This window comes from Dechloromonas sp. TW-R-39-2, from assembly GCF_016864195.1.
In the GTDB taxonomy this organism is placed as follows: domain Bacteria; phylum Pseudomonadota; class Gammaproteobacteria; order Burkholderiales; family Rhodocyclaceae; genus Azonexus.
In genome coordinates, this window is the sequence record NZ_CP045202.1 from 2,277,669 (window position 1) to 2,298,212 (window position 20,544).

At 58.2% G+C, this 20,544-nt stretch carries 18 protein-coding genes; 12 read left to right on the plus strand and 6 right to left on the minus strand.

Annotated features, from left to right (window positions below; translation table 11 throughout):
- The first annotated feature begins 5 nt into the window (after nucleotides 1–5).
- The 3 genes from GBK02_RS11020 (at nucleotide 6) to GBK02_RS11030 (ending at nucleotide 3,904) form a co-directional block, all read left to right on the plus strand.
- Nucleotides 6–509: a Spy/CpxP family protein refolding chaperone gene (locus GBK02_RS11020; protein WP_203466719.1), complete on the plus strand. Its 504-nt coding sequence runs from the start codon at nucleotides 6–8 to the stop codon at nucleotides 507–509.
- A gap of 98 nt (nucleotides 510–607) precedes the next feature.
- The gene (locus GBK02_RS11025; RefSeq protein ID WP_239002984.1) at nucleotides 608–1,501 is read left to right on the plus strand and encodes a patatin-like phospholipase family protein; all 894 of its coding nucleotides are present in this window, start codon (nucleotides 608–610) and stop codon (nucleotides 1,499–1,501) included.
- A gap of 249 nt (nucleotides 1,502–1,750) precedes the next feature.
- The gene (locus tag GBK02_RS11030) at nucleotides 1,751–3,904 is read left to right on the plus strand and encodes a PAS domain S-box protein (RefSeq protein ID WP_203466720.1); all 2,154 of its coding nucleotides are present in this window, start codon (nucleotides 1,751–1,753) and stop codon (nucleotides 3,902–3,904) included.
- A 206-nt stretch (nucleotides 3,905–4,110) separates the two neighbouring features.
- On the opposite strand, the gene GBK02_RS11035 is transcribed toward GBK02_RS11030, so the two are convergent.
- Nucleotides 4,111–5,421 carry a homoserine dehydrogenase gene (locus GBK02_RS11035; RefSeq protein WP_203466721.1) on the minus strand — a complete coding sequence of 437 codons (1,311 nt, stop codon included), beginning with the start codon at nucleotides 5,419–5,421 and terminating at the stop codon, nucleotides 4,111–4,113.
- 44 nt (nucleotides 5,422–5,465) lie between these two features.
- Complete coding sequence (locus GBK02_RS11040) at nucleotides 5,466–6,695, minus strand: pyridoxal phosphate-dependent aminotransferase (protein ID WP_203466722.1); 1,230 nt, start codon at nucleotides 6,693–6,695, stop codon at nucleotides 5,466–5,468.
- A gap of 98 nt (nucleotides 6,696–6,793) precedes the next feature.
- Here GBK02_RS11040 and GBK02_RS11045 point away from each other — a divergent pair, with 98 nt between their 5' ends.
- From GBK02_RS11045 to GBK02_RS11055, 3 genes are read left to right on the plus strand one after another with little or no spacing between them, the layout of a single operon-like run.
- Complete coding sequence (locus GBK02_RS11045) at nucleotides 6,794–7,171, plus strand: Mth938-like domain-containing protein (protein ID WP_239002985.1); 378 nt, start codon at nucleotides 6,794–6,796, stop codon at nucleotides 7,169–7,171.
- Nucleotides 7,172–7,212: 41 nt separating this feature from the next.
- A complete protein-coding gene (locus GBK02_RS11050) occupies nucleotides 7,213–8,493 on the plus strand; it encodes a nucleotide sugar dehydrogenase (RefSeq protein WP_203466723.1) in 1,281 nt (426 codons plus the stop codon).
- A 17-nt stretch (nucleotides 8,494–8,510) separates the two neighbouring features.
- Nucleotides 8,511–9,032: a gamma carbonic anhydrase family protein gene (locus GBK02_RS11055; RefSeq protein WP_203466724.1), complete on the plus strand. Its 522-nt coding sequence runs from the start codon at nucleotides 8,511–8,513 to the stop codon at nucleotides 9,030–9,032.
- 48 nt (nucleotides 9,033–9,080) lie between these two features.
- Here GBK02_RS11055 and fliW read toward each other — a convergent pair whose 3' ends face one another.
- Nucleotides 9,081–9,527 carry a flagellar assembly protein FliW gene (gene fliW / locus GBK02_RS11060; protein ID WP_203466725.1) on the minus strand — a complete coding sequence of 149 codons (447 nt, stop codon included), beginning with the start codon at nucleotides 9,525–9,527 and terminating at the stop codon, nucleotides 9,081–9,083.
- A 117-nt stretch (nucleotides 9,528–9,644) separates the two neighbouring features.
- On the opposite strand from fliW, the gene GBK02_RS11065 reads away from it, so the two are divergent.
- From GBK02_RS11065 to GBK02_RS11085, 5 genes are all read left to right on the plus strand, one after another.
- A complete protein-coding gene (locus GBK02_RS11065; protein WP_203466726.1) occupies nucleotides 9,645–11,990 on the plus strand; it encodes a Tex family protein in 2,346 nt (781 codons plus the stop codon).
- Between the two features lie 129 nt (nucleotides 11,991–12,119).
- A complete protein-coding gene (locus GBK02_RS11070; protein ID WP_203466727.1) occupies nucleotides 12,120–13,442 on the plus strand; it encodes a ferric reductase-like transmembrane domain-containing protein in 1,323 nt (440 codons plus the stop codon).
- Between the two features lie 75 nt (nucleotides 13,443–13,517).
- Complete coding sequence (locus GBK02_RS11075; RefSeq protein ID WP_203466728.1) at nucleotides 13,518–13,862, plus strand: arsenate reductase; 345 nt, start codon at nucleotides 13,518–13,520, stop codon at nucleotides 13,860–13,862.
- Entirely contained in the window at nucleotides 13,859–14,740 is an 882-nt protein-coding gene (locus tag GBK02_RS11080; protein ID WP_203466729.1) for an Hsp33 family molecular chaperone HslO, read from the plus strand. The genes GBK02_RS11075 and GBK02_RS11080 overlap by 4 nt, the downstream gene beginning before the upstream one ends.
- Entirely contained in the window at nucleotides 14,737–16,095 is a 1,359-nt protein-coding gene (locus GBK02_RS11085; RefSeq protein WP_203466730.1) for a HAMP domain-containing sensor histidine kinase, read from the plus strand. Before GBK02_RS11080 ends, GBK02_RS11085 begins: the two co-directional genes overlap by 4 nt.
- Here the strand turns inward: GBK02_RS11085 and GBK02_RS11090 are convergent.
- Nucleotides 16,076–17,266 carry a PLP-dependent aminotransferase family protein gene (locus GBK02_RS11090; RefSeq protein WP_203466731.1) on the minus strand — a complete coding sequence of 397 codons (1,191 nt, stop codon included), beginning with the start codon at nucleotides 17,264–17,266 and terminating at the stop codon, nucleotides 16,076–16,078. The two genes, GBK02_RS11085 and GBK02_RS11090, sit on opposite strands and share 20 nt — an antisense overlap.
- A 60-nt stretch (nucleotides 17,267–17,326) precedes the next feature.
- Here GBK02_RS11090 and GBK02_RS11095 point away from each other — a divergent pair, with 60 nt between their 5' ends.
- Entirely contained in the window at nucleotides 17,327–17,761 is a 435-nt protein-coding gene (locus GBK02_RS11095) for a MarR family winged helix-turn-helix transcriptional regulator (protein WP_203466732.1), read from the plus strand.
- Between the two features lie 31 nt (nucleotides 17,762–17,792).
- On the opposite strand, the gene GBK02_RS11100 is transcribed toward GBK02_RS11095, so the two are convergent.
- Nucleotides 17,793–19,214 (minus strand): FAD-binding oxidoreductase, encoded by a 1,422-nt coding sequence (locus GBK02_RS11100; RefSeq protein ID WP_203466733.1) that lies wholly within the window; start codon nucleotides 19,212–19,214, stop codon nucleotides 17,793–17,795.
- Entirely contained in the window at nucleotides 19,189–20,511 is a 1,323-nt protein-coding gene (rimO, locus tag GBK02_RS11105) for a 30S ribosomal protein S12 methylthiotransferase RimO (RefSeq protein ID WP_203466734.1), read from the minus strand. The genes GBK02_RS11100 and rimO overlap by 26 nt, the downstream gene beginning before the upstream one ends.
- Nucleotides 20,512–20,544 lie beyond the last annotated feature (33 nt).

The following is a 20,544-nucleotide window of genomic DNA, read 5'->3' on the forward strand; positions in this document are numbered from 1 at the left end:
CAAACATGTTCAAGAACAAAAAATTGCATATCGCAGCGCTGGTTGTCGGGATCAGTGCAGTTGCGATTTCGGCCCCGAGCTTCGCCCAACGCGGCGATTGCATGGGTAACGGTTCAGCCGGTGGAAAATTTTCCGAAGGTCGTTTCAGCGACCGCATGAAGCAGCATCAGCAACGCCTGCACGATGCCTTGAAGCTGACGCCACAGCAGGAACCGGCCTGGACCAAGTTCCAGGAATCCCATCCGTTCAACAATACCGCCAACCGCCCGGCCCAGGCCGACATGGCCAAGCTGACGGCTCCGGAACGGGCTGAAAAGATGCTGGAATTGCAAAAGCAGCATCAGGAAGGCATGAGCAAACATCTCGTTGCCATGAAGGATTTCTACGGTCAACTGACCCCGGAGCAGAAAAAAGCCTTCGACGAACAAAGCCAGATGGGCCAACGCGGTCAACGCGGCGGTCGCGGTGCCGGCCCGCAGGGACCGGGCGCGCCAGCACCGACCAACTGATCGCCTGACAATCCAGGGGCCGATGGATACGGATCGTTACGCAGGACACCCCTGAGGCAAGGCTAGAATGGTGGGCTATATCCACCATTCTCGACACCGTGCTCATTTCAGCCTTGCGTAAATCCTGCTCATCGGCCCTCTCGATCGGCTTCGCCCTCGTCCTGGCCGGCTGTTCCAGTCTTGCCGGAAAACCACCGGCACCGCCGACACCGGTTGCTGTCATCCAGAAACCCAAAATCGGCTTGGCCCTTGGCGGTGGCGCAGCCCGTGGCTTCGCCCACATCGGTGTGATCAAGATGCTGGAATCGCAAGGCATCGTCCCTGATTACATTGTCGGTACCAGCGCCGGCGCAGTCGTTGGCGCACTCTATGCCGGCGGCAACGATGCTTACGCCATCCAGAAAATTGCCATCCAGCTCGATGAAAAAATATTTGCCGACTGGACGCTGGGCGGACGCGGCCTGCTCAAGGGCGAAGCATTGCAGGACTACGTCAATCAGCAACTCAACAAACGGCCGCTGGAAAAACTGAACAAACCTTTTGCCGCCGTCGCCACCGACTTGAACAGTGGCGAGCGCGTCGTTTTCCGAACGGGCGACACAGGTACGGCCGTGCGTGCATCGGCTGCTGTCCCCGGCGTTTTCCAGCCAGTACAGTTTCGCGGCCACACCTATGTCGATGGCGGCCTGACCAGCCCGGTGCCGGTTCAGGCGGCCCGTGAGATGGGCGCCGACTTCGTCATCGCCGTCGATATTTCGAGCCAGGCCAACGGTCAGCCCATCGACAGCATTTCGGCCATTCTCTGGCAAACAACCACCATCATGGGCGGCATCATCAGCAAGAATGAACTGCGCGATGCCGACATCGTCATTCGCCCCAAGCTGCCTTACGTCAAATCCTGGGACTTCACCGCCCGACACGAAGCCGTACTCGAAGGCGAACGCGCCGCCCAGGCGGCTTTACCGGCGATAAGGCAAAAACTGGGGCGTTAGGGTTGGATTGCCGAACTGACCGTTTGGTCACGGAAATAGATGGCTGGCGTTGCTCTGAATAATAGGTAGTGGCGGCAATCGACCAATTGCTGCTGTTGGTGTGTAATAGTCAAAAAACAGCCAATAATCTCAAACTAGCAAAATATTTCGGCCGAAAGCCAAAATCCAGTAATACCTTGAACTTTTTTAATGATTGACCTTCAATAGCTACATAAATTTGTAACCAATAAGATAAAAAATGGGGGAGTCATGTCACGGCCTTGGCAATCGATTGGTCTTTTATTGGTATTACTCGGGGCTGCGCTGACGTTTGAGATTTATGACGAACGCGAAAAAACTTTATTAAACGAGCAACAGCGCCTCATCTCGCTAGCCAATGCCTTGAAGGCAAATATTGGAGAGCAATTACGTGCATCGTCACGAATGCTCGATGGGTTACGTCATGACCTACCGGATTTGCTTGCAAGACCAGATGGTGTGGCGCGCCTAAACAACAAAATGGCGCTGCTCACAGAGTCAGTGATTGGCATCCGCAGTCTCCTATTGATTAATGCTGATGGGACAGCAATTGCAAGTAACCGTGCGGAATTGATTGGGCAGAATTTCAAAGATAGCGAACGCTATCAAGTCATCAAGACGGGTAACGATCCGACTACACTGTACATTTCCCCTCCCTTCAAAACCCCACTAGGAATTTTTACGACAAGCTTTGGCAAAGCGATTGTTGGCACCGACGGACGATTTGATGGCTATTTACTGGCCATTCTCGACCCAGCTTATTTTGGCGTGCTCATGCAATCCTTGCTCTACGCACACGACATGCGACTATCAGTCGCCCATGGCGATGGAAAGGTAATTTTCAGCACCCAAGCCACACCGGAAATTTTAGGCTTTGACCTGAGCAAAAAACCAGATTCGCTATTCAACCAACACCTGAGAAGCGGTCGCGAAAGTAGCTTTATGGTTGACCGGGCAACAGCGACCAATGACCTTCGCCTTGTCGCCATTCAAACCATCCTACCCATAGAAGGCACGGCAAATACACCTCTGGTAGTAGCCGTTAGCAGGGAGTCGGATGCGGCCATCGCCGAATGGAAAAGGTCTAGTCAGCAGCAAGGCATCCTGTTTATTGGAATTGTTTTAGCTGTCTGTGCAGGCTATTACGTCTATAGCCATCGCAAACAAGCCTATCGTCTTTTGCATCTGGAAAAAACCAGAGTTGAAGAAGCCTCCGAGGAGCGTATTCGCGAAGTCAATGAACAGTTTCGAGGCTACTTCGAGAACATGGCGGTGGGTGCTGTTCAATTAGATGCCGACGGCAAGTTTCAGCTTGTCAACGAACGCTATTGTGAAATGACCGGGTATGACCGGCAAGAACTACTCAACAAAATGCAGCCCGCTCAATTAACCCATCCTGATGACCGGGCAAATGAACAGGAGCATATGAGGCAGTTGTTTGCTGAAAATGGCAGCAGCCTTGACCTTGAAAAGCGTGTGGTTTGCAAAAACGGAGAGGTTATCTGGGTTCACGTCTCGGCCCATGCCGTTCGCGGACAGGAAGGCAAAGTCAAATTCACAACTGCGGTCATTGAGGACATCACCCTTCGCAAGCAACTCATGGCTGAACTGGAAGGAGCAAGGGTGGCAGCAGAAGCAGCTAACCGTGCTAAAACACTCTTTCTCGGCAACATGTCACATGAGATGCGAACGCCTCTTCATCAGATTTCTGGTGTTGCCGGGATGTTTCGCCGAGACTCACTGAGTGATAAACAATCGCACCGACTTGGCATGCTGGAAACTGCTGTAAAACGCTTGGATACTGTTATTGGAGGGATTCTGACTCTTGTCGACATCGAAGCGGGCTCAACTGAGGTCAAACTTGTCCCCATCGACATGGACCAACTTGTCATCGATGTTACATCGCTGCTGGCCGAGCGCGCCTCAGCAAAGAACATGACCATTCACCATGAAGTATCCAATCTTCCTAGCCCATTAATGGGCGATGCTAGACACCTGACAACCATACTCAGTTGCTACTGCAATAATGCAATCACCTTCTCAGAGCGGGGAGTCATTACGATTCGAGTGCGCAAACTGAACGAAGATATGGGAAGCATAATGGTTCGCCTGGAGGTTCAAGACCAAGGGGTAGGTATTGATCCCAACCAAATTGGGCGGTTGTTTGAACACTTTGAGCAAGCTGACAATTCTCATACGCGAAAATATGGTGGTACCGGTGTTGGATTGGCAATCGTCAAAAAACTCACCAAATTAATGGGGGGTGATGCAGGCTGCGAAAGCATCTTGGGTAGTGGTAGTACCTTTTGGGCCACGATTAAGCTGGCGAAAGGCGACCCAAAAAGCGAAGCACAAAGTTCCGTTGCGGAAGATTTCCAAATTTAAACCAGGCAACTCGATATGGATGGGCTACAGCTTGTTAACGAAAAACAGGCACGGCCTTGAGAAATTGAGAATGGCAGCAATAGATAGATTGCCGACCACCCTGGTCAACACAACAGAATTTCTGAATTTGAACAGCGTCGAATCGGATTCCAGTACAAATAAAAAAGGGGCCATCGGCCCCTTTTTGCATGCAGTCAAGAAACGACTTACTGCAGCTCTTCCAGGCGAATGCGCTTGACCTTACCCTTTTGGGCGGCCAAGCCTTCGATCTTGGCAATCGCAGCATCGGCTGCGCTTTCCTTGCAGACGTGGGTCAGGATAATGATATCCGTCTCGCCTTCGCCCTCTTCCGGCTCGCGCTGAAGCATGGCGTCGATCGAGATGCCCTGATCGGCCAGGATGCGGGTGACGTCGGCCAGAACGCCCGGCTTGTCTTCGACGCGCAGACGCAGGTAGTAGCCGGTTTCGATCTCGCTCATCGGCAGGATCGGCAGGTTGGACATCGAATCCGGCTGGAAGGCCAGATGCGGTACACGATGCGCTGCGTCGGCCGTGGCCAGACGGGTGACATCGACTAGATCCGCGATCACGGCGGAAGCGGTCGGTTCGGCACCGGCGCCCTTGCCGTAGTACATCGTGGCGCCAACGGCATCGCCCTTGACCAGCACGGCATTCATCGCGCCTTCGACATTGGCGATCAGGCGCTTGGCCGGAATCAGCGTCGGGTGAACGCGCAGTTCGATGCCCTTTTCGCGGCGCTTGGCAATGCCGAGCAGCTTGATGCGGTAACCGAGTTGTTCGGCGTACTTGATGTCGGAAGCTTCCAGCTTGGTGATGCCTTCAACGTAAGCCTTGTCGAACTGCACCGGGATACCGAAAGCGATCGAGGCGATCAGCGTGGCCTTGTGAGCTGCATCGACACCTTCGATGTCGAAAGTCGGATCGGCTTCGGCGTAACCCAGGCGCTGGGCCTCCTTGAGCACGTCGTCAAAGGACAGGCCCTTGTCACGCATTTCGGAAAGGATGAAGTTGGTCGTGCCGTTGATGATGCCGGCCGCCCATTCGATGCGGTTGGCGCTCAGGCCTTCGCGCAGTGCCTTGATGACTGGAATGCCGCCGGCCACAGCCGCTTCGAAAGCGACCATGACGCCCTTTTCCTGGGCTGCGCTGAAAATTTCGGTGCCATGCACGGCGAGCAGCGCCTTGTTGGCGGTGACCACGTGCTTGCCATTGGCAATCGCCTTCATGACCAGTTCCTTGGCCACACCGTAGCCGCCGATCAGTTCGACAATGACATCAATTTCCGGATCATTGACCAGGGCAAAGGCATCGTCCGTAATCTTGCAGGCGCCGCCGGTGATCTGCTTGGCCAGCTCGACATTTTTGTCGGCCACAGTCGTGATCTGGATCGGACGGCCGGCGCGACGGGTGATTTCCTCCGCATTGCGCTTCAGAACAGTCCAGGTACCACCGCCAACGGTGCCGATGCCAACGAGGCCAACATTCATGGGTTTCATAGTTTTCAGTATCAGATAGACAGGTTTAATGGAGGGCGAACGGCTTAGTTGGTGCCGTGACGCTTGCGATAGTTTTCGAGGAAGCGCGCAATCCGGCCGATCGCCTCCCGCAGATCATCTTCGTGCGGCAGGAAAACGAGGCGGAAGTGGTCGGGATGCGGCCAGTTGAAGCCGGAGCCCTGGACCAGCAGCACCTTTTCTTCCTGCAGCAGTTCGGAAATAAAGGCCTGGTCGTTCTTGATCGGATAAACCTTGGGATCGAGACGCGGGAACATGTACAGCGTCGCCTTGGGCTTGACGCAGCTGACGCCGGGAATGGCCGAGATCAGCTCGTGCGCCAGGTCGCGCTGGCGACGCATGCGGCCGCCCTCGCCGACCAGATCGTCGATACTCTGGTAGCCGCCAAGTGCGGTCTGGATGCCGTGCTGGCCCGGCGCATTGGCGCACAGGCGCATCGAAGCCAGCATATCGAGGCCTTCGATGTAATCCTTGGCGTGGCGCTTGTCGCCCGACACCACCATCCAGCCGGCGCGGTAGCCGCAGGAACGGTAGTTCTTCGACAGGCCGTTGAAGGTGATGGTCAGTACATCCTCGGACAAGGAAGCAATCGCCGTGTGGGTCACGCCGTCGTAAAGCACCTTGTCGTAGACTTCATCGGAATAGATGATCAGGTGATGCTGGCGGGCAAGCTCGATGATTTCCTTGAGCAACTCGTCCGGATACAGCGCGCCGGTCGGATTGTTCGGATTGATGATGACGATGGCCTTGGTTTTCGGCGTGATCTTGCTGCGGATATCCTCCAGATCGGGATACCAGCCGTTGTTCTCGTCGCACAGGTAATGTTTCGGCGTGCCACCGGACAGGCTGATCGCGGCTGTCCATAGCGGGTAATCCGGCGCCGGCACGAGCACTTCGTCACCGGCGTCGAGCAAGGCATTCATTGCCATGACGATCAGTTCGGAAACGCCATTGCCAACGTAGATATCCTCCAGCGTCACACCCTTGATGTTCTTCTGCTGGGTGTAATGCATGATCGCCTTGCGCGCCGCGAAAATCCCCTTGGAATCCGTGTAACCCGCCGCATTCGGCAGATTGCGAATGATGTCCTGCTGGATTTCTTCCGGCGAATCGAAACCGAACGCGGCCAGATTGCCGATGTTCAGCTTGATGATCTTGTGGCCTTCATCCTCCATCTGCTTGGCTTTCTGCAGCACGGGGCCGCGGATGTCGTAGCAGACGTTGGCGAGTTTGGCGGATTTCTTGATAAGTTTCACGACAGCTATCCCGCTATGTGGCAATGAGCCAAAGGTATAATCCTAATCTATCGAATGGTGCACCGCAATTTCGGCGGGCTTTTTAGGCAAATATCCTTGTGAAACTTCATCAATCCAACATCGCCGGACTCAACATGTTCACCGCCTATGGCGCAGGTTATGTTGCGGTCAACAATGAAAAATACGAGAAAAACCTGATCCTGCTGCCGGAATCCATCATTTCCGAGTGGTCGACCGCGGATGTCACCACGCTGGCCGAAAGCGACATGCAGAAATTGCTCGAACTGGGCACCGAGATCATCCTGCTCGGCACCGGCGACCGCCTGCGTTTCCCGCCCGGCCCGCTGCTCCGCCCGTTTGCCGCAGCCGGTATCGGCATCGAAATCATGGACCTGCAGGCAGCCTGCAGAACCTATAACATCCTCGCGGCGGAAGGCCGTAAAGTGGCTGCTGCGCTGCTCTTCGATCCACGCTGAGCGCCAGCCCGAACAATCAACCTTTATTGACGAACTGAACGATGAAAACAATTGCCGTTGTTGGACTGGGTTACGTTGGCCTCCCGCTGGCTGTGGAATTCGGCAAGAAATTCCGCACTATCGGCCTGGATCTGTCGGCTGAAAAAGTCGCCAGCTACAAGCAGCACATCGACCCGACGGGTGAAGTCAGCAGCGCCGACCTCAAGGCGGCAACGCTGCTTGAAGTCGGCACCGATCCGGCCGCACTGCGCGAAGCCGACTTTGTCATCGTCGCCGTCCCTACCCCGGTCGACGACGCCTACCAGCCTGATTTCAGCCCGCTCGTCGGTTCCTCGAAAGCCGTCGGCCAGAATCTGAAGCCCGGTGCCATCGTCGTTTTCGAATCGACGGTTTACCCCGGCGCTACCGAGGAAGTCTGCATTCCGATCATCGAGCAGTATTCCGGCAAGAAATGGAAACAGGATTTTTTCGTCGGCTACTCACCGGAACGCATCAATCCGGGCGACAAGGAACGCACCGTCACCAAGATCGTCAAGGTGGTGTCCGGCGATACGCCCGAAACCCTGGCCACGGTCAGCGAAATTTACAGCAGCGTGATTACGGCCGGCGTTTACCCGGCCTCCAGTATCAAAGTGGCTGAAGCCGCCAAGGTGATCGAAAACACCCAGCGCGACCTGAACATCGCCCTGATGAACGAACTGGCGATCATTTTCGACCGCATCGGTATCGACACTGTCGAAGTGCTTGAGGCGGCCGGCAGCAAGTGGAACTTCCTGCCCTTCCGTCCCGGTCTGGTCGGTGGTCACTGCATCGGCGTCGATCCTTACTATCTGACGCACAAGGCGCAGAAGCTCGGTTACCACCCGGAAGTCATCCTTGCAGGCCGCCGCATCAACGACGGCATGGGTAAGTTCATTGCCGAACAGACGATCAAGCAACTGGTCCGCGGCGGCCATCCGGTCAAGGATTGTCCGATCATCGTGCTCGGCCTGACCTTCAAGGAAAACTGCCCCGATCTGCGCAACTCGCGCGTCATCGATGTCATCCGCGAACTAGAATCCTATGGCGCCAAGGTCGTCGTCCATGACCCGGTGGCCGATGCCGCCGAAGCTCGCCACGAATACGGTGTCGAACTGGTCGCCTGGGACGACTTGCCGAAATCGGCTGCCATCGTTGCCGCGGTCAACCACGCCGAATTCAAGGCTCGCCCGGCCAGCGACTTCATTGCCAAGCTGGCTTCGGATGGCGTGATCACCGACGTCAAGAGCATGTTCAAGGCCACAGACTTTACCGAGCGCGGCATTCAGGTCTGGCGTCTGTAAGCGAAAAAGGAAAAGCCATGTCTTTGTTTCAACTCGGCGAAAAAAAACCGGTTGTCGGCGAAAACGCCTGGGTCGCCCCGAATGCCACGGTGATCGGTGATGTCCGTCTGGGGAAGAATGCGTCTATCTGGTGGAATGCGACGCTGCGCGGCGACAACGACCCGATCCACATCGGTGACAACACCAACATTCAGGATGGTTCGGTGCTGCACACCGACGAAGGTGTTCCGATGCATATCGGCAACAACGTCACCGTCGGCCATCTGGTCATGCTGCACGGCTGCACCGTCGGCGACGGCAGCCTGATCGGCATCGGCTCGGTGATTCTCAACCGGGCCGTGATCGGCAAGAGCTGCATCGTTGGGGCCAATACGCTGATTCCGGAAGGCAAGGTTTTTCCGGATCGTGTGTTGATCGTCGGCTCGCCGGGCAAGGTCGTACGCGAACTGTCCGATGAAGACGTCGCCAAACTGCAGCAATCGGCGGCGCATTACGTCAATAACGCCCAGCGTTACCGCGAGACACTGTCGCCGCTGTAAACGACAACGCGGGGCCGCAGCCCCGCGTCTGATTCCGGCCGGGAATCCTTAGACTTCGTTCACCAGATTGCTCAGCGTGATATTCGGACGAAGGGTCTGCATGACTTTCTGCAAGCCGACGCGTGCCCGAGTATTGATCACCAGCGGCGCACGAATATTGGCGCTCACTGCCGACGCTGCACTTTCCGCCTGACGCGACACAACCAGCATCACGGCGACATCTTCGGCCACGGGCGAAGCCAGCAAAGCATTTTCGGAATCAGAAAGGGCCAATTCATAGTTGAAACCCAGCGTGGTCGGATCAATGATCTGGACAGCGAAAGCCGGATCATCGACCGACTGCAGCGTAAAACTGGCGGCCCCGCCCTGCGCGTTTTCTTCGTGCACCAGCATGAAGCGCTTGCTGTTCTCGAAGCCGACCAAGCCGCTCGGGAAGTTGATGATGCTCTCGGGATTGACCTCGACCGAGCCGAACAAATAGGTTTCAACTTGCATTATTCCTCCTCTGAATTGGACTGCTTATCGCCGCATGCTACACCAAGCAGCTTGCGGTTGTAATTTCCCGCCGGATTCCGCATAGTCCACTCCCCTTTTTGCTGCGCTGCCGCACCCATGCTCCCACCGATCGAACAACGCATTGCCTCCGAACTCGGGGTTCGCCCTGCCCAGGTTAACGCCGCCATCGCCCTGCTCGACGAAGGCGCCACCGTGCCTTTCATCGCCCGTTACCGCAAGGAAGTCACCGGCGAACTGGACGACACCCAACTGCGCAACCTCGAAGAACGCCTGACCTATCTGCGCGATCTCGAAGACCGGCGCAGCGCCATCGTGGCCAGCATCGACGAACAGGGCAAGCTAACGCCGGAACTGCGGGCCGAGGTGATGAATGCCGAAACCAAGCAACGCCTCGAAGACTTGTACCTGCCGTACAAGCAGAAACGCCGCACCAAGGCCCAGATCGCCCGCGAAGCCGGCATCGAGCCGCTCGCCCTCGGCCTGCTGGCCGACCCGATGCTGACGCCGGAAGAAGAAGCCGGCAAATACATCAATCTCGAAGCGGGCTTTGCCGACAGCAAGGCCGTGCTCGACGGCGCCCGCCAGATCCTGATGGAAAAATTCGCCGAAGATGCCGAACTGCTCGGCTCCCTGCGCGAATATCTCAGCGAACACGGTCTGGTGCGGTCGACCGTCGTCGAAGGTAAGGAAACGGAAGGCGCCAAGTTCCGCGACTGGTTCGATTTTGCCGAACCGGTCACCAGCATGCCCTCGCACCGGGCGCTGGCCCTGCTGCGCGGCCGCAACGAAGGCATGTTGCAGGTGTCGCTGGTGCTCGACTCGGAACTCGACGAAGAAAACCTCAAACCCAGCCCGAACCCTTGCGAACAACGCATTGCCGTGCGCTTCGGCATCAAGCCGCAAAACCGGCCGGCCGACAAATGGCTGGGCGACTGCGTGCGCTGGACCTGGAAGGTGAAGGTTTACACCCACCTCGAACTCGAATTGATGAACGAGTTGCGCGAACGGGCCGAAGAAGAAGCCATCCGCGTTTTCGGCCGCAACCTCAAAGACCTGCTGCTCGCCGCCCCGGCCGGCCAGCATGTCACGATGGGCGTTGACCCCGGCATCCGCACCGGCTGCAAGCTGGCCATCGTCGATGCCACCGGGAAAATGCTCGACCACGCCACCATTTACCCGCACGAACCGCGTTGCGACTGGGATGGATCGATGTCCACCATCGCCCGCCTCGCCGCGAAGCATCAGGTCACGCTGGTCGCCATCGGCAATGGCACGGCCAGCCGCGAAACCGACAAGCTGGTGCAGGACGTGATGAAACGTTATCCAGAAGCACGCCTGACCAAGATTGTCGTTTCGGAAGCCGGCGCCTCGGTGTATTCCGCCTCCGAACTGGCTGCCAAGGAATTCCCCGATCTCGACGTCTCGATCCGTGGCGCGGTGTCGATCGCCCGTCGCCTGCAGGACCCGCTGGCCGAACTGGTCAAGATCGATCCCAAGTCGATCGGCGTCGGCCAGTATCAGCACGACGTTTCGCAAGGCAAGCTGGCGCGCAGCCTCGATGCGGTGGTTGAAGACTGCGTCAATGCCGTCGGCGTCGACGTCAATACCGCCTCGGTTCCGCTGCTCACCCGCATTTCCGGCCTCAACGCCAGCCTGGCGACCAACATCGTCCAGTTCCGCGATACCAACGGCGCGTTCAAGAGCCGCGACCAACTGAAGAAAGTCCCGCGTCTCGGCGACAAGACTTTCGAACAGGCGGCGGGTTTCCTGCGCGTCTCGAACGGCGACAACCCGCTCGACGCCTCCTCGGTGCACCCGGAAGCCTATCCACTGGTCGAGAAAATCATTGTCGACCTGAAAAAACCGATCAGCGAAATCATGGGCGACAGCCGACTGGTCAAGAGCCTGAGTCCGAGCAAATACACCGACGAACGCTTCGGCCTGCCAACCGTTCAGGATATTTTCCGCGAACTGGAAAAGCCGGGCCGCGACCCGCGTCCGGAATTCAAGACGGCGACCTTTACCGATGGCGTCGAAAAGGTCAGCGACCTGCGTCCCGGCATGATTCTCGAAGGCGTCGTCACCAATGTGGCCGCCTTCGGTGCCTTCATCGACATCGGCGTACACCAGGATGGTCTGGTCCACGTTTCGGCGCTCTCCAACACCTTCGTCAAGGACCCGCATGAGATCGTCAAGGCCGGTCAGGTGGTCAAGGTCAAAGTGCTTGAAGTGGACCTCCAGCGTCAGCGTATCGCGCTGACCATGCGCATGGGCGACGAACCGACCCAGGGCAAGCGCAACGACCAGGCGCCGGCAAATCGCGGCAATAATCAGGGTAGACCGCAACGCCCGGGCAACCCGATGAACCAACAGTCACGCAGCAGTTCCCAGCCCCCCGCAGGCAACGCCATGGCTGCCGCTTTCGCCAAGCTGAAAGGCTGAAAAGCCCTATCCGCATCCGCTGGCCTGTGTCAGCGGATGCATTTGCTTACACTTTATGACCGCCTGCTAACAGACAGCCAGCCGATCAACACGTAAACTCGGCTGATGACGATTCAGTACAGTCGCATCATGAAACATCCCCTGCTTGCTCTTGCCCTGGCGCCACTCGGTTTGTGGGCTGCCTTTGTCTTGCCTGACACCCTGGCTGGCAACCCCGGTTTCTGGGACTGGCGACGAACGCTGGTCATCCTCTCCGGTATTTTCTCGCTCTGGTGGATGAGCGCCGGCATCCTGCTGGCTGGACGCCCTGGCTGGCTGGAGCGCCGTTTTGGCGGACTCGACAAGATTTACCGCCTGCATCGCAACATCGGAATCGGTGCCGGCGTCTTCGTCTTCATGCACTGGATGCTTGAATGGCTGCCCAAGAAACTGTCTCGCCTGGTCTGGTTGCCGGAACAGGTGCGTGGCCCGAAAGGACCGAAAGACTGGTGGATCAGCCTGGCCAAGGATGTCGGCGAATGGGCTGGTTACATCCTGCTGGCCATGGTGGTGATCGCCCTGATCCGGCGTATTCCGTATCGCTGGTTTCGCCTGCTGCACAAAGGATTCGGCGCTGTTTTCGTGGCTGGCGCATTCCACGGTCTACTGCTCATGCCGGGCAATTTCTGGCAACAACCACTCGGTTGGCTGACCGCACTGCTCGCCGCCGCCGGCCTGATTCCAGCCCTGCTTTCCCTGGCCAACCGGATTGGCCGGCGCCGGCAATACCCTGCTCGGATTGAAAGCCTCCAACGGCACGCGGATCACGTGCTTGAACTGGTCTGCCGGCCGTACAAGGGCTGGCCCGGACATGCCGCCGGACAGTTTCTGTTCATTGATTTTGGTCGCCCCGGCGAAGGTGCTCACCCCTTCACCATCGCCTCGGCCTGGGATCCGCAACAAGGAACGCTGACCCTGGCGATCAAGGAACTGGGCGACCTGACCAGGCAACTGCCGCACCAGCTCGAACCGGGACAGGCGGTCAGACTCGAAGGCCCGTACGGTCAATTCGATTTTGGCCTTGCCGAACCGGTCGACCGCGACAAGGCCGGTCATCCGCAAATATGGGTCGCCGGCGGGATCGGCATCACGCCCTTCCTTGCCCGCATGGAAGTCCTGGCCAAGCAGGTCGCAGCCCAGCCCGAAATCGATCTTTTCTACTGCAGCCGACAGGCCGGCAGCTTTCCGGACAATCTCGAAGCACGCTGCCAAGCCGCCGGCGTTCGCCTGCACCATCAACTGACCAGCCGCGATGGCCCGCTGGCCGCCAGCGAAATCACCGGCCGGTTGAAAAGCGGCAGCAGCGTCTGGTTCTGCGGCCCGGCCGAGTGGGGCAATACCCTCGAAAAAACCTTGAGATCAGCCGGTTTGCCAACCCCGGCCTTTCATCGCGAAGCCTTCGAATTTCGCTAAAAAGTCCCCAGCCGACTACCCAGAGAAATTCATCGGGCTGATATGATTGCTGCTTTGCAACAAGCATCGGCAGCAATGACAAAGGTATTCGGCATCAAGAACTGCGACACCATGAAAAAAGCCTTCGCCTGGCTGGGCGAACAAGGTGTTGCCTATGAATTTATCGACTACAAGAAAGCCGGCGTGGCCGAGGCTCACCTGCCCGACTGGAGCGCTCGTGCCGGTTGGCAGAAACTGCTCAACACGCGTGGCCTGATGTGGCGAAAACTGAGCGAGGAAGAACGGGCAGATGTCGATGAAACCAAGGCGCTCAGCCTGATGGCCCAATATCCCAGCTTGATCAAGCGCCCGGTACTCGACACCGGCAAAACCTTGCTGGTCGGTTTTGATCCGGCCCGTTACGAAGAGGTACTGAAATGAGCGAAAGCACCATCCGCCGCTTTATTTTCGAGCATCTCGATATCCGTGGTGCGGTTGTTCACCTCGGTGATTCCTGGCAACAAATGCAGGTTGACCGCAACTACCAGCCGACAGTCGCCCAACTGCTTGGCGAACTGGCGGCAGTCACAGCGCTGATTGCCGGCCAGCTCAAGCAACCGGGTCGACTGACGCTGCAACTGCGCGGCAACGGTCCGATCCAGTCGCTGATCATGGATTGCAACGAACAACTCCAGATGCGTGGCATGGCCCGCAGCAATCCGGTCGTTCTGCCGGCCCCGGTACCCGTCCTGCTCGGCGCCGACCAGGGCGGCAAGCTGATGATGAGCCTGGACATGCCGAATGCCCGCCAGCCTTACCAAAGCTTCGTGCCGCTCGAAGGCAACAGCATCGGTGAGATTTTCGAGCATTACCTCGAACAATCGGAGCAGCAGCCGTCCCGCCTGTTCGTCACCGCCGGCCCCAATGCGGCAGCCTGCCTGTTCCTGCAGAAGATGCCGCAAGCCGACAATCACGACCCGGACGGCTGGAATCGGATCAGCCACATGGCCAGCACGGTCAAACCAGCCGAGCTGCTCGAACTCGATGCCGAAGCCCTGCTCACCCGTCTTTTCCACGAAGACACGGCCGATCATGGCGTACGCGTCTATGACCCGCTGCCTGTCGTTTATCACTGCCCGGAAGACTGGGACAAGGTACGCGACATGGTCATCAGCCTGGGCCAGGCCGATGCTGAATCAATTCTCGAAGAGCACGGTGAAATCCTGATCCGCGACGATATTTGCAACCGCGAATACCGTTTCACCCCGGACGATGTCGCCGAACTTTTCGCCAAAGCCACCGGACAGGCACTGCATTGAAACCATCCATCGACATTTTCTTTCTTGGCCGTCAGGTAGAACTGCTCTACCGCAACGTACGGCTGGGCCAGATCATGTCGGTAATCAATGCCGGTTTTCTGATCTGGGTCGCCCACGATATTTTCGGCTCCCCCGCGCTGCTGGCTTGGTGGGTTGCAGCCGTGCTCGTCGCCGGGCTGCGTGTTGTACTGGCCGCCCGGCATGCCCGGCTCGACGACGTGCAACGTCAGGAACAAGCAGTTCGCTGGCTGTATCGGGCGCGGGTCGGCGCCATGGCCAGCGGCTTGATCTGGAGCATTGGCGCCTTGCTGCTGATGATCGGCAGCGATACCACCCTGCAGTTATTCACTGCCTTCGTCATGGCCGGCATGGTGGCCGGCGCCGTCCCTGTTCTCGCTGCCGACAAAATAGCCTTCCGGCTCTATGCCTGGCCAATCATCCTTGCCGTGGGCATCGCCTCGCTGGGCATGGACTTGCTGCACATTGCCTTCAGCCTGATGACTTTTCTCTTCTTGCTGATTGCCACGCGCAGTGCCGACTATTTCTACGCCACGCTGCATGACAGTTTCCGGCTCGAACACGAAAAGGATCAACTGCTCGAACATCTGGAACAGGCCCGCCTGCAGTCCGAATTGTCGAATCGGGCCAAAACCGAGTTTCTGGCCAATATCAGTCATGAGCTTCGGACCCCGATGAACGGCATCATCGGCCTGGGTGAATTGCTCAGTCTTGAGACGTTGACCGCGGAACAGCATGAGCTCCTGGTCCCCTTGCGCCGTTCCAGCGACGAGTTGCTGCGCCTGATCAACAATCTGATCGAACTTTCGGCGCTTGAGGCCGGGCAAATCAGCTTGTCCCCTGCGCCGTTTGCCGTGATCGAGATGTTGCGCGCCCTGCTCGACAACCAGCAACGCGCGGCACAAGCCAAGGGGCTGAAACTGATCGAGGAAGACGATCCGCGACTGCCGAACCTGCTGATCGGCGACATCGACCGCCTGCGCCAGATATTCACGCACCTGGTCGGCAACGCCATCAAATTTACCGAGCATGGCCAAATCACCATCTCGGCACAAATCGAATCATCGCGCGACGATGCGCTGACCATTCGTTTTTGTGTCAGCGACACCGGGCCGGGCATCGCTGCCGATAAACTCCGCCTGCTCGATGGCATGCTTGTCCAGACCGACGGCAGTGCCATGCGCCGTTACGGCGGCATTGGTGTCGGACTACCGATCGCCCGTAAATTGATCGAGCTGATGGGCGGCAAACTGGAAATTGAAAGCACGGTCGGCGTCGGCAGCCGCTTCAGTTTCAGCCTGCCATTTGCTCGGCCGCTCAGCGACTCTCAGCTTTGACAGCACCCAGCTGGCGAGCTGTTTCCTCTTTCAGTAATTCGGCCAGCAGAGCCAGACCGCGCCCGGCATCCGCTTCACTGGCATGACTGAAGTTGAGGCGCAAAGTACTGCGGGCTGACGCTGTATCGGCAAAAAATGCTTCGCCCGGCATGAAAGCGACGCCACGCTCGATTGCTGCGGTCAACAGCCTGCGCGTGTCGATTTTCGCTTTCAGTTCCAACCAGAAGAACAGGCCGCCCGGCGGAATTTCCCAGTCGGCCAATCCGGCAAAATGCTGCGCCAGTGCGCAGGCAAACGCATCGCGCCGACGTCGGTAGGTATCGACCAGCCCGGCAGTTCTGGCGGCGCGCTCGGGACTGCGCAATTGTTCGAGCACCAACCACTGGCTGAGTCGGTTGCTGTGCAGATCGGCCGCCTGCTTGAGCCGCACCAGGTAGGGCAGCAAATCCGGCGAAGCAACCAGGTAACCAAGACGCAATCCCGGCGCCAGGCTTTTCGAGAACGAGCCTTGATAAACCCACGAGGCGCGTTTCAACCGAGCGCAAACCGGCGTCCGGTCACAATCGTCAAACACCAGGTCACGATAGGGATCGTCTTCGAATAACGGGACCTGCAAGGCATCGCAGGCAGCCGCCAGATTATCCCGCTCGGCGCTGCTGTAACAATGCCCGGTCGGGTTCTGGAAGGTCGGAATGGCATACGCGAAAGCCGGACGGTTTTCGCTCGACAAACCGGCCTGCGGTAACTTGGCATCCAGCTCGGAAAAACTCGCCCCGAAGTAGCGGAAAACCTGCAAGGCTGCGAGATAGGTCGGCGATTCGACAGCCACCGGCGTACCGGCATCGATGAACAGCTTGGCGACCAGATCGATCCCCTGCTGCGAGCCGGAAAGAATGATGACCTGGGCCGGATCGCAGCGCAGGCCGCGTTCATTCAACTCGTCGGCAACGCGCTCACGTAAGGCCGTATCGCCTTCACTGGCCCCGTATTGCAAGCTGGTGATCGGCATGCCATCGAGCGTAAGTTCGGGAAAGGTGTCAGCCGACGGCAAACCACCGGCAAATGAAATCATGCCGGGCCGCTCGATGACGGCAAGTATTTCGCGGATCGGTGATGGATGCAGATCGGCAATACGCTGGGAAAAACGGGGATTTTGATTGGCTGGGCTCATGTTTAATGTCAATGTTGTTGACCTATCGACAGCTTAGGTAAACCCCACTACCATGTCAACATGGTTGACCTAAATAACATCGATGGACTGCGCAACGCCGCCGAGCGGTTTTTCTTCGCCTACCGCGCCTTTACCTCGCAGCCGGATCAACTGCTGGCGCAGCGCGACCTGGGGCGGGTACATCACCGGATACTGTATTTTGTCGGGCGCCACCCGAAAACATCGGTCAATACCCTGCTCGGCATCCTCGGCGTATCGAAACAGGCACTCAACGGACCGTTGCGCCAACTGATCGCATCGGCGCTGGTCAGCGTAGACCTTGCCGAGCATGACCGCCGGGTCAAGCAATTGACGCTGACCGATGCCGGCATCGCGTTGGAAGAGGAATTGACCGGCATCCAGACCCGCCACCTTGCGGCGGCTTTCGCTGCCGCAGGTGATGAGGCCGCCCAGGGTTGGCTGAAAGTCATGGCCGCCATCCCGGAAAAGGTTTGAAGCGGCAGGCACGGGCTGCCGTGCTGCAGTTTTAGAGAATCTTGCCCGGATTCATCAGGTTGCGCGGGTCAAGCGCCTGCTTGATCGAGCGCATCATGGCCATTTCGACCGGACTCTTGTAACGCAGCAGTTCCTCGCGCTTCAACTGGCCAATCCCGTGTTCCGCCGAAATCGAACCATTCAGCGCATCGACCGTGTCATGCACGATGCGATTGACCTGCGGCTGGCTGGCAATGAAAGCCGTATTTTCCTGAGCATCCGGTTTCGACAGGTTGTAATGCAGGTTGCCATCACCGACATGCCCGAAGGCCACGATGCGGACTGCGGGAAAAGCTTCAAGCAGCGCCGCATCGGCCAAGGCGAGAAATTCCGGGATACGTGAAACCGGCACTGAAACATCGTGCTTGATACTCACCCCCTCGATTTTCTGCGCTTCCGAAATATTCTCGCGCAGAGCCCACAATTTCTGCGCCTGGGCTTCGCTTTGGGCGAGCACGGCGTCGCTGATCGCTTCAGCCTCAAGCATCTCGCCCAGCCAGGCCTCGACCGAAGCCGGTGCTGCATCGGCAAACTCGGCCAGCACATACCAGGGCGAACCGGCAATTGGTCGCTGCGCATCGGGAATATGTTTCAGGACCAGCCCCAGCGCCTCTTCCGAAATCAGTTCGAAAGCCGTCAATTGCGCATCGAATCGCGATTTTGCCGCATTCAGCAGGTCGACCGCAGCAGCCGGCGAAGCAAGGCAAACAAAACTGGTCGTCAGGCTGCGCGGTAATGGGAAAAGCTTGAGCACGGCCGCCGTGATGATGCCCAGCGTTCCTTCGGCTCCGATGAAAAGGTGTTTCAGATCGTAGCCGGTATTATCTTTGCGCAGGCCGCGCAGGCCATCCCACAATTCGCCGTTGGGCAGCACGACTTCAAGACCGAGCGTCAGTTCGCGCGTATTGCCATAGCGCAAGACCTGAACGCCGCCGGCATTGGTCGACAGGTTGCCACCGATCTGGCAAGTGCCTTCCGAAGCCAGAGCCAGCGGAAACAGCCGATCGGCAGCACGAGCCGCCTCCTGCACCGCTGCCAGCGTACAGCCGGCCTGAGCCGAAATAGTGTGATTGGCAGGGTCGACCGCGAGAATGCGGTTCAAACGCCCCAGACTGACGACGACGGCCAAACCCTCATCATCGGCGGTCGCCGCACCGCACAGACTGGTATTGCCACCCTGCGGCACAACCGGAACCCCGGCTTCGGCACACGCCTTGATCACGGCGGCCACTTCGGCGCTGTTCGCCGGGCGCACCACGCATTGCGCCGCACCGCGAAACCGCCCCCGCCAATCCGTCACGAAAGGGGCGATTTCAGCCGGATCGGTCAGGACATGCTGCGCCCCGACCACTTCGGCCAGGTGCGCAGCCAGGTGCGCAGCCAGGCGTTCAGACAGGCTGGGCGAAGAGGTCATGATGGTCGGCGTCGACAACCTTCACTTGCAGGAAATCGCCCGGCTGGGCATCGAAATAGCCGTCGATGTACACCAGGCCGTCGATTTCTGGTGCATCGGCCTTGGAGCGGGCAATCGTGCCTTCTTCATCCACCGCGTCGACCAGCACCTGGATGGTGGTGTCGATCTTGGCTTCGAGCTTGGCCGCAGAAATGTCTTCCTGAACCTGCATCAGCCAGCGACGGCGGTCTTCGCGCACGCTTTCCGGCAGGAGCAGGCCGAGTTCGTTGGCCTTGGCACCTTCAACCGGCGAATAGGCAAAGGCACCGACGCGGTCGAGCTTGGCATCTTCGAGGAACTGGATCAGCTGGTCGAAATCCTCTTCCGTTTCGCCGGGGAAGCCGGTGATGAAGGTCGAGCGAATGACGATTTCCGGACAGATTTCGCGCCACTTGGCGATGCGTTCCAGTGTGTTCTCGGCCGAGGCCGGACGTTTCATCGCCTTCAGGATCTTCGGGCTGGCGTGCTGGAATGGCACATCGAGGTAAGGCAGGATCTTGCCTTCGGCCATCAGCGGAATGACATCATCGACCGACGGGTAGGGATAAACGTAATGCAGGCGAACCCAGATGCCGAAGCTGGCCAGTGCCTCGCACAGTTCCTTGAGCCGGCTCTTGACCGGCTTGCCGCCCCAGAAGGCGGTGCGGTACTTGAGATCGACGCCATAGGCCGAGGTGTCCTGCGAGATGACGAGGATTTCCTTGACGCCGGCGCGGGCCAGATTCTCGGCCTCGGCCAATACATCGCCAACCGGACGCGACACCAGCGGACCGCGCAGCGACGGGATGATGCAGAAGGTGCAACTATGGTTGCAGCCTTCGGAAATCTTCAAATAGGCAAAGTGATCCGGCGTCAGACGCACGCCCTGGGCCGGGACCAGATCGCTGTACGGATCGTGCGGCTTGGGCAGGTGGCTATGTACGTAACCCATCACTTCGTCGGCGGAATGCGGGCCAGTCACGGCGAGCACGGACGGATGGGTGTTCTGCACGATGTCGCCCTTGGCACCGAGGCAGCCGGTGACAATGACCTTGCCGTTTTCGTTGAGCGCCTCGCCGATGGCGTCGAGCGATTCCTCGACGGCAGCGTCGATGAAGCCACAGGTATTGACGATCACCAGGTCGGAATTCTCGTAGCTCGGCGAGATTTCGTAACCTTCGGCGCGCAGCTTGGTCAGGATGCGCTCAGCGTCCGAGGAAGCCTTTGGGCAACCGAGTGAAACGAAGCCGACGGTCGGCACTTTTTCGATGTTATGCATGCTGTAAAAACCCTATCCGGAAACGCCGGAATA